This is a genomic window from Clostridioides sp. ES-S-0123-01, assembly GCF_020658415.1.
Lineage (GTDB): Bacteria > Bacillota > Clostridia > Peptostreptococcales > Peptostreptococcaceae > Clostridioides.
Map to the genome: position 1 here is coordinate 132,854 of NZ_JACVWD010000005.1, position 12,906 is coordinate 145,759.

Genomic DNA, 12,906 nt, shown 5'->3' on the forward strand with positions numbered 1-12,906 from the left:
TGATGGGAAAAGTTGCACTAGTATTTCCTGGTCAAGGAGCCCAGTATGTAGGGATGGCTAAGGATTTATATGAAAATAACGAGGTTGCCAAAAATGTGATAGACGAGGCTTGTAGTGCCTTAAATATAGATTTAAAAAAGCTTATGTTTGAGGGTAGTGAAGAAGAACTTTCTAAAACTGAAAATACTCAACCAGCTATGGTTACACATAGTGTAGCTGTACTAAAAGCGATACAATCAAAAATAGATTTAAAATATGATGCATGTTTAGGTTTATCTTTAGGAGAATATAGTGCATTAGTTGCAGCAGATGCAATTGATTTTAAAGATGCTGTATGCCTAGTTAAAAAAAGAGGTAAATTTATGCAGGAAACAGTCCCAACAGGGGTTGGAGCTATGGCAGCGATTTTAGGTTTAGATAGAGAAATATTAGGAAGTGTTGTAAAAGACATACAAGGAGGGATTGTAGAAGTAGCAAATTACAATTCTCCTGGTCAGATAGTTATATCTGGTGAAAATGAAAAGATAGAAGAAGCAATGGTAAAATGTAAAGAGGCAGGAGCAAAAAGAGCTGTTAAATTAAATGTAAGTGGGCCTTTCCACTCATCAATGTTAAGAGAAGCTGGAGTAAAACTAGCTAGTGAATTAGACAAAGTTAATATGACTAAGCCTAAAGTTGATGTAGTAGCAAATGTAAATGCAGATTACTATGAAAATGAAGGTAAAGACTTGCTTATAAAACAAGTAAGTTCTTCTGTACTTTGGGAAGATTCTATAGAAAGATTATTAAATGATGGGTATGATACTTTTATAGAAATGGGACCAGGAAAAACTTTAAAAGCATTTATTAAGAAGATAGCCTCTAATAAAAAAGCAAGTGTGAATATTTACAATATAGATGGTATACATTCTTTAAATGAATTTGTACAAGATTATGGAAATGGAGAGATATAATGATAAATCTTACAGGACAAGTAGCAATTGTTACTGGTGGCTCTAGAGGTATAGGGAGAGAAATAGCAAAGAAACTAGCATCTCTTGGAGCTGATATAGTAATCAATTATACTTCTAAAGAGGATGAAGCCCTAAAAACTAAAAGTGAAATAGAAGGTATGGGTGTAAAATGTACTTCTATAAAATGTGATGTATCTAAATCTGATGAAGTAAATCAAATGATGGACTCTATTATAAAAGAGTTTGGAAAAATTGATATATTAGTTAATAATGCAGGTATAACTAAAGATGCATTACTTATGAGAATGAAAGAAGAAGATTTTGATAGAGTTATAGATATAAATTTAAAAGGTGTATTTAATTGTACAAAAGCAGTTATTAAACCTATGATGAAAAAGAAATATGGTAGAATAATAAATATGACTTCAGTAGTTGGAATCATGGGAAATGCAGGTCAAACTAATTACTGTGCATCAAAAGCTGGCGTGATTGGATTTACAAAATCTTCTGCAAGAGAATTAGCATCAAGAAATATAAATATAAATGCAGTGGCACCAGGATTTATAGAAACAGATATGACTAAAGTACTAAGTGATGAGGTAAAAGAATCAACACTATCAAATATACCAAAAAAATCTTATGGTAAACCAGAAGATGTAGCCAATGCTGTAGCATTTTTAGTTAGTGATATGTCAAGTTATATAACAGGACAAGTGTTAAATGTAGATGGTGGAATGGTAATGCAATAATAAAAAATAATACTTTAAAAAGTAGAGAAATCTATTTAAAATAAAAATTAAAATAAAAAATCTTAGGAGGAACACAATGTTTAATAAAGTTGTAGAAATAATAATAGAACAATTAGGAGTAGAAGATAAAGAAATAACTATGGAAACATCATTAATGAAAGATTTAGAAGCAGATTCATTAGATGCAGTAGAAATAATAATGGCACTTGAAGATGAATTTGGTATAGAAATACCAGATACAGAAGCAGAAAACTTCAAATCTATAGGGGACATAGTTAACTATATAGAAGCTAACAAATAGTCGAGCTTTAAAAAAGTGGAGGTATCAGATGAATAAAAGAGTAGTAATAACGGGACTTGGATGTGTTACACCATTGGGAACAGGAAAAGAAGAGTTCTGGAACAATATAAAATCTGGAGTATCTGGTATAGATAAAATAACTAATTTTGATGCTAGCACATATCAAACTCAAATAGCAGGAGAAGTTAAGAATTTTCATCCAGAGGAATATATAAGCAAAAAAGAATTAAAGAGATTAGATAAATTTGCTCAATTTGCAATAATTTCTGCAAAATTAGCAGTTGAAGATGCAAATCTTGATTTAGATAAAGTTGATAGAGAACGTGTTGGAGTTATAATAGGCTCTGGTATAGGTGGGGTTGAAGCAATAGAAACTCAACATAAAATTCTTTTAGAAAAAGGAAACAAAAGAGTAAGTTCACTATTTGTACCTATGATGATAGGAAACATGGCAGCAGGTCAAGTTTCAATATTTTTAGGAGCAAAAGGACCTAATACTAATGTATGTACAGCTTGTGCATCAGGAACTCATTCAATAGGTGATGCCTTTAAGGTTATACAAAGAGGAGATGCAGATATTATGGTAGCAGGAGGCTCTGAAGCTGCTGTAACAGGACTTGCATTTGCTGGATTCTGTAATATGAAGGCTATGTCAACTAGAAATGATGACCCTAAAACTGCATCACGCCCATTTGACAAGGACAGAGATGGATTTGTAATGGGAGAAGGAGCAGGTATTGTTATATTAGAAGACTTAGAACATGCTTTAGCAAGGGGTGCAAAAATATATGCAGAAGTAGTAGGATATGGTTTAACTGCTGATGCATATCATATGACAACTCCAGCTGAAAATGGAGAAGGAGCAGCTAGGTCTATGAATATGGCTTTAAAAGATGGAAATGTTCCACTAGAAGAAGTAGATTATATAAATGCTCATGGAACTTCAACTTATTATAATGACCTATATGAAACTATGGCTATAAAAACTGTATTTGGAGAAAATGCATATAATTTATGTGTATCATCGACAAAATCTATGACTGGTCATTTATTAGGAGCATCAGGTGCAATAGAAGCAGTTGTTTGTGCAATGAGTATAGAAGATAATTTTGTACCTCCAACTATAAATATACAAGAAGTTGGCGAAGATTTAGATTTAGATTATGTTCCAAATAAGGGTAAAGAAAAAGATATTAGATATGCACTATCAAATTCTTTAGGTTTTGGTGGGCATAATGCTACAATTGTACTAAAAAAATATGTATAAATAAATGACAAATATTAAAAATAACATTAAAAAACAAGCACTTGTTTTTGACCTTATAAATTTATATTAACTAAATTAAAAGTCCCCTAAATTAGAATAAATGTCTAATTTAGGGGACTTTTTTATTAAATTTTAATTCTAGCACATGTTGTAAATCATTTTGATATATTGTATCATAAATTATTGAGAGGTTATATATATGCAATTTTTCATTCTACAATATACAGAAGGAGGGCTAAAATTTTGAATTTTAGACTACCAAAGAAAAGTTTACCCAAAAAGATAATTTTTATAGCTATAATACTTATTAGTATTATTTTGTTTATAGGGTATGATCAAAATGGACTTAAAGAAAGAGAAATTATAAATAAGGGAAAATATATGTCTGAAAGTCTTGTGTCGGATAAGAAGTATGATGAAGCAAAAAAAATGGTCAAAACTTCTTTTGAATCTATCCCAGAAAAAAAATACAATAAAGTATATAATGAAGTTTGGGATATGTTAAAGACTATTTCATATGTCCCAGATGGAACGAAGATAATTATTGATTCGTTAGAAAAGATGAGAACATCAGATGTAAAATTATCTGATGAATGTAGATTTGGTATAGAGAAAAGACTAGCATCAGTGTACATAATGGATAATAATTATTCTAGCGCAGTAGATTTAACTGTAAAGTCTATAAAATTAGCTGAGAAATTAGGGGATAATTATGAAAAAGCAAGACTAGATGTTGATTTGGCGAGCATACTTTTAAAGGTAGGTGGATATGAAACAGGAGAAAAATTAATAAAGGATTCTTTTAAGATAGATGTTGATGAAGATGAAAAAAATGGAATGGTTAGATTATATGCTCTTATAAATTTAGCAGAAATATATGTAGAGTTGGGAGAATATGATAAAGCCATTGAAACATGTAGCAATGTAAAAGACTATAAAAAGTTTGTAAACATAGATGATTACAATGATTTTGAAATAATGGCTTCTATAATGCAGGCAAATGCACATGTAGGAAAAAATGAGATATCAAAGGCAAAGACTCTTTTAGAAAGAGCTGATTATCTTATAAAATATGATAAATCAATTCATATATTAGATAAAGGTATGTATTACTATATGGCAATGGGAAATTTGGAATATAAAAGTAAAAACTATGATTCTGCAATAGATAACTATAAAAAAAGCCTAGAGATATCTACTAAAAGAAAGTTAACTCAAGAGAAAATAAAAACCTTAAATGAAATATTGAATATATATGAGAAACAAGGGAATGTAAACTCTGTAAATAAGTACCAGAAGATATTAATAAATGAATATAAAGAGAGCAAAAGTATAAGAGATTCGGAAATTAGTTTTTATATAATTGATAAGGTATCACGTGAAAGTGAGTTTTTTGAAAAAAGTAAAAAAGAAATTAAGTCTTATAAAATATTATTTAGTGTAATTTTAATTATTACATTAGGTTCTACTTTTTTATATAATAGATTGAAGTACTTTAAAGCACAAAATTTACATGATGGACTTACAAATGTTTATAATAGGAAAAGTTTTGATATTATGTATAATAAGTACAGAGAAAAAGATGATAACTTTGCACTTGTAATGATAGATATAGATAATTTTAAACTTATAAATGATAATTATGGACATAAATTTGGAGACGTTGTCATAAAGGGTATAGTAAATACTATTTGTGTTATGCTTGAGCAAGAAGATAAAGTATTTAGATATGGTGGAGAAGAGTTTTCTGTATTGATAAGAGATAAATCTGGTGAAGAAGTGTTTGATATAATTGACAATATAAGAAATGCAATTGAAAATAAAAAATGGGGTGAAGATGTGACTGTAACTATAAGTGCAGGTATAGCCCATGTCTCTGATAGCAAAAATATATTAGAAGAAGCTGATAAAAATCTATATAAAGCAAAACAGCTTGGAAGAAATAAAGTAGTGTACAAATAATTGTATATTATATAGATATGAGGTATAAATATGAAGCAGTCAATAGCTATAGTAACAGATAAGATAACTAAACTATCATCTTTCTTGGAAGAAAATATACGATTAGTTTTAGAAAATTATCTTGATATAAATCATTATTATTTAGAAAATTTAAAAGATGATGATAAAATACAAGGTGATTTTGTTTTAGTAATGAATGATGACAGATTAAATAGCATGAGAAAGCATTTAGTACAAGATAGTAAAATTATAGTTGTGAGAAGAACTCTTAAAGAAAAAGAAATATATGGATTGTTTTCAATACCATATGGAACAGAAGTATTAGTTGTAAATGACACAAAAGAAACTACTTTAGAAACAATAAGTCTGTTTTATAAGATAGGAGTAAAAAATTTAAAGCTTACTCCATATATTGAAGGACAAACCTATGAAAATATAGATATAGCCATAACACCTGGAGTAACCCAAAAAGTACCAAATTATATAAATAAGGTAATTGATTTAGGAAATAGATACATTGATATATCTACTTTTATAGAGATAATAAATGGGCTTAAAATTGATGTGAAGGAAATAAGAAAAAATCTGATGGTATATTCTGAACGTCTAATAAGCTTAGATAATGGTGTCAAAGACAATTATAGACAATTATTTCTAAAAATAGAAGAACAAGATGTTATATTAAATTTGTCAAAGGATGGAATAATATTTACTTCAATAGATGGTGTTGTAAATACATTTAATAAAGAAGTATTAAAAATTTTAGGTATAGACAGAAATATACGAGGAAAAAACATAAAAGATATTATCTCTAAAGATTTGGATATTTTACTTGAAGATAAAGAAATTGCTGATGAAGTTGTATTTACAAATAAGAAATATATAAATGTAAATAAAAAAAATATATTTTCTATGGGTAATAAAGCTGGTATATACTACAATTTACAAGAAATAACCTATATAAAAAAATTAGAACAAAATCTTACCAATAAATTAAGAGAGCAAGGTCAAATAGCAAAGTACACATTCAAAGATATAAAAACTAAGAATAAGAGGATGACAAAGTGTATAGAGTTAGCTAAAAAAATATCTAAATCAGACCTTTCTGTTTTAATAATAGGAGAGAGTGGAACTGGTAAAGAATTATTATCCCAATCAATTCACAATAACTCTAATAGAAGTAATCAGCCTTTTATAGCAGTTAATTGCGCTGCAGTTCCAGATAGCTTATTAGAAAGTCAGTTATTTGGCTATGAAAAAGGCTCTTTTACAGGAGCATTAAGAGAAGGGAAAAAAGGTCTATTTGAACTTGCAAACAATGGAACTATATTTTTAGATGAGATTGGAGATATGCCTCCATTATTACAGACAAAATTACTTAGAGTACTTCAAGAAAAACAAGTTATGCCTATAGGTTCCCACAATGTTATAAATATAGATGTTAGAATTATAGCTGCGACAAATAAAAATTTACCTAAAATGATTAGAGAAGGTAAATTTAGAGAAGATTTGTATTATAGATTGAATGTACTACCAATAGACATACCATCATTGAGGGAGAGAAAAGAAGATATAATAACTCTCATGAATTTCTTTTTGGAAAAGGACATAAAAATTTCTCCTGAAGTTGAGGTTATTTTAGAAAAATACAATTGGCCAGGAAATATAAGAGAGTTGCAAAATGTTGCTTCTTATGTAAGTTTAATGTGTGAAAGTATGGTTTTTAAAGAAGACCTTCCACCTTATATAAAGACAGAATATATTAGTAGTTTTGATGATGGGGTTAGTTATACCAAAAAAGAATTTGAGTATATACTTAGAATACTATATGAAAGAAAAGATTTAACTTCTGGAGTTGGAAGAGGTTTTATAATAGAAAAACTTACAGAGGAGGGTATTGAAATATCTGAAAGTAAAGTAAGAAAAGTATTGTCTTATTTGAGTGAGTGTGGATACATATCATCTAAATCTGGAAGATGTGGAAGTCAAATAACACAAGAAGGTATAAAGTTTTACAATAATATAAATTAGGTATATTAAAGTAAAAGATTCTAAATAGAAATATCTTAGAACTTGGAAAGATATATATAAAAGTTAAACCATCTTATGCTCAAATTAACATTTAATACTATATATTAAAAGCATATAAAAATAAATTAAATATAAATAGGTTTAGACAATAGGTTTAGATAGGTAATAGGTTATAAGTAAATAACCCATTACCTATTTTTATTTGCAAAAAAATTTGTATTTATATCTAAAAATAAAAAAATATTTGATGGAAGCATTGTGAATACTTGATAAATAATAAATAAACGTAAAGTATAAATTTTGGCATATATATTGCTAACTATAGAGATAAGACAACAAAATAATTGGGAGGTTTAATTATGAAATACAAAACAACAGGGACTTGTGCTACAGAAATTGAATTTGAGGTAAAAGATGACAAAGTTACAAATGTAAATTTTGTTGGTGGATGTGATGGAAATTTAAAAGGATTAAAAGTATTGGTTGAAGGTATGAATATAGAAAATGTAATTCAAAAACTAAAAGGAATAGAGTGTAAAACAAAACCAACATCTTGTCCAGACCAACTTTCTCTAGCATTAGAGAATTATATAAATAAAAAATAAGTACATAAAACAATCAACTAGTTAGGAGTTTAATTATGAAACCAATAATAGGTATTTTAGGAAATCTGATAATAATGGAAAATGGAATGTTTCCTGGGCTTGAAAGATCCTATGTAAATAATGATTATATAAACGCAGTATTAAAGGGAGGAGGTAGCCCAGTTATTATTCCAGTAAATACAGATAGAGAAGTTATAAAGAGACAGATTGAGATGGTTGATGGAGTTTTAATATCTGGAGGATGGGATGTTAATCCTCAATTATATGGTGAAGAAACAAGAGAAGAAACAACGTTTATATATCCCGAAGTAGATGAATTTGATTTAATTGCTATAAGTATAGCTTTAGAACTTAAAAAGCCAATACTAGGTATATGCAGAGGGCTACAAATATTAAATGTAAGCCTAGGTGGAACTTTATATCAAGATAATAGTCTTGTTAAAGGAAGTTACATAAAACATACACAATCTTCTAAAAGACATGTAGCTACTCATAAGGTAGATGTTCAAGACGGGAGTATTTTAGAAGGTATTTTAGGAAAACAATTACTTACAAATAGTTATCATCATCAAAGTATTAAACAACTTGGTGAAGGATTAAAAGCCATAGCATACTCAAAAGATGGTATAATAGAAGCTATTGAAAAAGAGGATGAAAATTTTGTAGTAGGAATACAGTGGCATCCAGAAATGATGGTAGATTATTGTAATAAAATGGAAAAGTTATTTAAATATTTCGTAAATATTTGTTCAACTTTATAATATACCTTGGGGGGATTAAACATGAACGAAAAAAATAAAATGGGATTAATAAGTATTATACTTTTAGGTATTAATGCGGTTGTAGGAGCAGGAGTTTTCCTATTACCAGGAAACGCAATGAAGGCATTTGGTGTTGCGAGTATATTTGTATATATGTTTGATATGCTATTAGTTTTATCTATGGCGTTTTGTTTTGCTGAAGTGGCAGGTAAATTTAATAAAAATGGTGCTGCATATGTGTACACCAAAGAAGCATTTGGAGATTTTTTTGGATTTGAAGTAGGTCTTATGAAATGGGTAATAGGATGTATTTCTTGGGGAGCGTTAATAGTAGGTTTTCCTACATCTTTATCAGCAGTATGGGCTCCTGCAGGTGACCCACATATACAAAAAATTATAATAGTAGCTATGATAGTTGGACTTACAATTATAAATTTATTAGGAGTATCTTTATCAAAAATTGTACAAAATGTTATAACAGTAGGTAAGCTAATTCCATTAGTATTATTTATAGTAATAGGTGTATTTTTTATAAAAGGAGCTAATTTTACTAATTCAACGATGGTACCACCAGGAGCAGGAGTTACAGAATTTGGAGCAGCAGCACTTTTAATGTTTTATTCATTTACAGGGTTTGAATCTATAGCAGTAGCAGCAGAAGATATGGAGAATCCTCAAAAAAATATACCTATAGCAATTATAAGTGTAATAGTAATTGCATCAATAATATATATATTAAATCAAGTTGTGTGTGTTGGTATTTTAGGAGATAAATTATCCAGTACAGCTACTCCTGTTGCAGATGCGGCGAGAATATGTTTTGGAAATATGGGTGCAGGATTAGTTACTTTTGGGACATTAGTTTCTGTTGGTGGAATTTGTATGTGTGGTGCTTTTGTAAATCCAAGAAGCTGCGTAGCTTTAGCTGATGACAAAATGTTACCAAGAATGTTTGCAAGGAAAGATAAAAATGGCACACCATATGTAGCAATAATAGCAACTATGATAATTACTATACCAATAGCTTTGTCTGGAAGTTTTGCTGAATTAGCAGCAATAAGTGCAGTTGCTAGATTTATACAATATATACCTACTTCTCTATCAGTGTTAGTATTTAGAAAGAAAAGACCAGAATTAGTAGGGACTTTTAGAACTCCATTTGGAGCAGTAATTCCTTTAATTGCAGTGTGTGTTGGTACATGGTTATTATTCCAGGCGTCTATGCACCAATTAGTTATGGGATTAGGAGCATTAGCAGTTGGAGTACCACTATACTTTATAATGAAGTCTTATAACAGAAAAGTTTATGGAGAAGATTTAAAGAAAGTTGTTTAAATTATATTGTAAATACTATTTAACTAGCAGAGGAATATTATCAAAAAATTGAATATAAATAAATATATATAAGGTTATATTAAAATATTATTAAATTTTTATTTTAGTATAACCTTATATTGTTATTAATACATGAAAAATATTGTAATACATGTAAAATAATAGTATTATGTTTATTAGATAAAAAACTTGTTAGGAGGTAAATTTATGTCAGAAATAACTTTAAAGAATGGTATAGAAGTATCTATTAGAGAAGGCGTAAAAGAAGATGCCCAAGCTATTATAGATTTTTATAATGAAGTAGGTGGGGAAACTCATTTTCTTTCATTTGGGAAAGATGAATATAAAATATCTTTAGAAGACCAAGAAAATTCTATAGAGTCAGCAAAAGCATCTGATAACTCAATAAAATTAATTGCATTTATAGATAGAGAGATAGCTGGTATTGCTACAATTGATTCCAATCAAAAAGCAAAAGGAAAGCATGTTGGAGTTTTAGGAATTGTTGTTAAAGAAAAATACTGGGGAGCTGGATTAGGTAAAAGACTTATGTTAGACCTTATAGAATGGTGTAAATCAAATGGAATAACTAAGAAAATAACTCTTGTTACTAATGAAGAAAATCATAATGCTATAGAATTATACAAAAGAGTCGGATTTGAAGTAGAAAGTATATTAAAGAAAGAATGTTATTACAATGGTGTTTATACTGATTTGATAGGGATGTCACTTTTATTAGGAATATAATTAGTGTACATTTTATCTCGAAAAAATCATATTAAGTATGGTATAATTAAAAAAAGAATATAACTTAATATAATTTTGGAGGACGAATTATGAAAAATCTGTGTAAAATATCAGATGAATATTTAAATAGTAAACTTAAATATTTAAAGTTATTATCAAAACAATATCCAAGCATATCGAAAGCAAGTACAGAAATAATAAATTTAGAGGCTATATTAAATCTTCCAAAGGGAACTGAACATTTTATAACAGATGTACATGGCGAATATGAGCCATTTGTACATGTTTTAAAAAATGGTTCTGGTGTAATAAAGAGAAAAATAGAAGAATTATTTTCAAATACAATAAGAGATAGTGAAAAAAAGATGCTAGCAACTCTTGTATACTATCCTGAACAAAAACTAGACTTAATAATTAAACAAGAGGAAAATATAGATGATTTTTATAGAATAAATATCTATAGACTTATAGAACTTTGTAAGTATGCTTCCAGCAAATACACTAGGTCAAAAGTTAGAAAACTTTTACCAGAAAATTTTAAATACATAATAGAAGAACTTTTACATGAGCATATTAAAAGTGAACATAAAGAAGAATACTATAAAAGTATAGTTGAGACAATAGTTGATATAGGTATAGCTAAAGAGTTTATAATTGCAATTTCCACGGTTATACAAAAGTTAGTTGTTGACAGACTACATGTAATAGGTGATATTTATGATAGAGGTCCAAGACCAGATATAATTGTAGATAAGCTTATTGAACATCATTGTGTAGATATTCAATGGGGAAATCATGACATACTATGGATGGGTGCAGCATCAGGTGAAAAAACTTGTATAGCAAATGCACTTAGAATTTCGGCTAGATATGCAAACCTAGATATCGTAGAAGATATATATGGGATAAATCTATTACCTTTAGCTACTTTTGCAATAGAAATGTATAAAGATGACCCATGTAAAGAATTTATTCCTAAGATTAATGACCAAAGTGTGACAACAACAGAAAAGTCTTTGATGGCAAAAATGCACAAGGCAATAAGTATAATTCAATTTAAACTTGAAGGTGAAGTGATAAAGAGAAGACCTGAGTTTGAAATGAAGCATAGGCTTTTGCTTAACATGATAAATTATGAAGAAGGAACAATTACTTTAAAAGGAAAAACATATAAACTAAAAGATACTTATTTGCCTACAATAGACAAAAAAGACCCATATAAATTGAGTATTGAAGAAAAAAATGTTATTGAAAAATTAGTGTCTTCATTTAGAGGTAGCGAAAAATTACAAAAGCATGTTTCATTTTTATTTTCTAAAGGAAGTATATATTTAAAGGCAAACTCAAATTTATTAATTCATGGATGTGTCCCATTGAATGAAGATGGAAGCTTTATGTCTATGAATATAATGGGAAAAGAGTATAAAGGTAAAATCCTTATGGATAAGATGGAATCTCTAGCAAGAGAAGGTTTTTTCTTTAAAGATAAAGCAGAAGAAAAATTATATGGTATGGATATTATGTGGTATTTGTGGACTGGAAAATGTTCATCATTATTTGGAAAAGACGATATGACTACATTTGAAAGATATTTTATAGCAGAAAAAGAGACTCATAAAGAAAATAAGAATCCATATTTTAAGCTTAGAGAAAGTGACGTTGCTTGTGAAAGAATATTTGAAGAATTTGATTTAGAACTTGATGAATCGCATATAATAAATGGGCATGTTCCTGTAGAAAGTAAAAATGGAGAGAGTCCAATAAAAGCTAATGGAAAAATTCTTGTTATAGATGGTGGTTTTTCTAGAGCCTATCAAAAAACTACTGGTATAGCTGGATACACTTTGATATATAATTCTAGAACTTTACAACTAGTATCACATGAACCATTTAATTCTGCTGAAGAGGCTATTGCAAATGAAAGCGATATCTTATCGACAACTGTTGTAGTAGAGCATAAGGCAAAGAGAAAAATGGTTAGAGATACTGATGAGGGTGTAAAAATACAAGAAGAAATAGAAGACTTAAAATTGCTTTTAATGGCCTATAAAAAAGGGCTAATAAAAGAAATGTAGATAATAAAAAACTAAGATAACTCTATTCTTGAGAGTGGTCTTAGTTTTTATTTTTATAATAATTTACTTATTAAGTGAATCCTAAACAATAGGGTTCATTTTTTTATAGATAAATATTAT

Annotated in this window: 11 protein-coding genes; all 11 read left to right on the forward strand. The window is 28.6% G+C overall.

What is annotated here, in order from left to right; translation table 11 throughout:
• Positions 1–2 precede the first annotated feature (2 nt).
• The 11 genes from fabD to IC175_RS13060 all read left to right on the forward strand — a co-directional run bounded on the left by fabD (position 3) and on the right by IC175_RS13060 (position 12,786).
• Positions 3–953, forward strand: coding sequence for an ACP S-malonyltransferase (fabD, locus tag IC175_RS13010; RefSeq protein WP_227851605.1), 951 nt, complete (start codon positions 3–5; stop codon positions 951–953).
• Positions 953–1,702, forward strand: a complete 750-nt coding sequence (gene fabG, locus IC175_RS13015) for a 3-oxoacyl-[acyl-carrier-protein] reductase (RefSeq protein ID WP_227434105.1) — start codon at positions 953–955, stop codon at positions 1,700–1,702. The genes fabD and fabG overlap by 1 nt, the downstream gene beginning before the upstream one ends.
• A gap of 76 nt (positions 1,703–1,778) precedes the next feature.
• The gene (gene acpP, locus IC175_RS13020) at positions 1,779–2,003 is read left to right on the forward strand and encodes an acyl carrier protein (RefSeq protein WP_227434106.1); all 225 of its coding nucleotides are present in this window, start codon (positions 1,779–1,781) and stop codon (positions 2,001–2,003) included.
• Between the two features lie 28 nt (positions 2,004–2,031).
• Positions 2,032–3,270, forward strand: a complete 1,239-nt coding sequence (gene fabF, locus IC175_RS13025) for a beta-ketoacyl-ACP synthase II (protein ID WP_227851606.1) — start codon at positions 2,032–2,034, stop codon at positions 3,268–3,270.
• A gap of 243 nt (positions 3,271–3,513) precedes the next feature.
• Positions 3,514–5,232 carry a tetratricopeptide repeat-containing diguanylate cyclase gene (locus IC175_RS13030; RefSeq protein WP_227434108.1) on the forward strand — a complete coding sequence of 573 codons (1,719 nt, stop codon included), beginning with the start codon at positions 3,514–3,516 and terminating at the stop codon, positions 5,230–5,232.
• 30 nt (positions 5,233–5,262) lie between these two features.
• Complete coding sequence (locus IC175_RS13035; RefSeq protein WP_227851607.1) at positions 5,263–7,263, forward strand: sigma 54-interacting transcriptional regulator; 2,001 nt, start codon at positions 5,263–5,265, stop codon at positions 7,261–7,263.
• A gap of 359 nt (positions 7,264–7,622) precedes the next feature.
• Complete coding sequence (locus IC175_RS13040) at positions 7,623–7,868, forward strand: TIGR03905 family TSCPD domain-containing protein (protein WP_227434110.1); 246 nt, start codon at positions 7,623–7,625, stop codon at positions 7,866–7,868.
• A 35-nt stretch (positions 7,869–7,903) separates the two neighbouring features.
• Entirely contained in the window at positions 7,904–8,629 is a 726-nt protein-coding gene (locus IC175_RS13045; protein ID WP_227434111.1) for a gamma-glutamyl-gamma-aminobutyrate hydrolase family protein, read from the forward strand.
• Between the two features lie 21 nt (positions 8,630–8,650).
• Entirely contained in the window at positions 8,651–9,964 is a 1,314-nt protein-coding gene (locus tag IC175_RS13050; protein WP_227434112.1) for an APC family permease, read from the forward strand.
• A gap of 207 nt (positions 9,965–10,171) precedes the next feature.
• Positions 10,172–10,711, forward strand: coding sequence for a GNAT family N-acetyltransferase (locus IC175_RS13055; RefSeq protein ID WP_227434113.1), 540 nt, complete (start codon positions 10,172–10,174; stop codon positions 10,709–10,711).
• An 89-nt stretch (positions 10,712–10,800) separates the two neighbouring features.
• Positions 10,801–12,786 (forward strand): fructose-1,6-bisphosphatase, encoded by a 1,986-nt coding sequence (locus IC175_RS13060; RefSeq protein ID WP_227845702.1) that lies wholly within the window; start codon positions 10,801–10,803, stop codon positions 12,784–12,786.
• Positions 12,787–12,906: the final 120 nt, after the last annotated feature.

Bases quoted from the DNA above. Each gene is read 5' to 3' on its own strand.
- IC175_RS13040 (WP_227434110.1), top strand. From the start codon at position 7,623: ATGAAATACAAAACAACAGGGACTTGTGCTACAGAAATTGAATTTGAG.
- acpP (WP_227434106.1), top strand. From the start codon at position 1,779: ATGTTTAATAAAGTTGTAGAAATAATAATAGAACAATTAGGAGTAGAA.
- IC175_RS13035 (WP_227851607.1), top strand. From the start codon at position 5,263: ATGAAGCAGTCAATAGCTATAGTAACAGATAAGATAACTAAACTATCA.
- fabG (WP_227434105.1), top strand. From the start codon at position 953: ATGATAAATCTTACAGGACAAGTAGCAATTGTTACTGGTGGCTCTAGA.
- IC175_RS13060 (WP_227845702.1), top strand. From the start codon at position 10,801: ATGAAAAATCTGTGTAAAATATCAGATGAATATTTAAATAGTAAACTT.
- IC175_RS13050 (WP_227434112.1), top strand. From the start codon at position 8,651: ATGAACGAAAAAAATAAAATGGGATTAATAAGTATTATACTTTTAGGT.
- fabD (WP_227851605.1), top strand. From the start codon at position 3: ATGGGAAAAGTTGCACTAGTATTTCCTGGTCAAGGAGCCCAGTATGTA.
- IC175_RS13055 (WP_227434113.1), top strand. From the start codon at position 10,172: ATGTCAGAAATAACTTTAAAGAATGGTATAGAAGTATCTATTAGAGAA.
- IC175_RS13045 (WP_227434111.1), top strand. From the start codon at position 7,904: ATGAAACCAATAATAGGTATTTTAGGAAATCTGATAATAATGGAAAAT.
- fabF (WP_227851606.1), top strand. From the start codon at position 2,032: ATGAATAAAAGAGTAGTAATAACGGGACTTGGATGTGTTACACCATTG.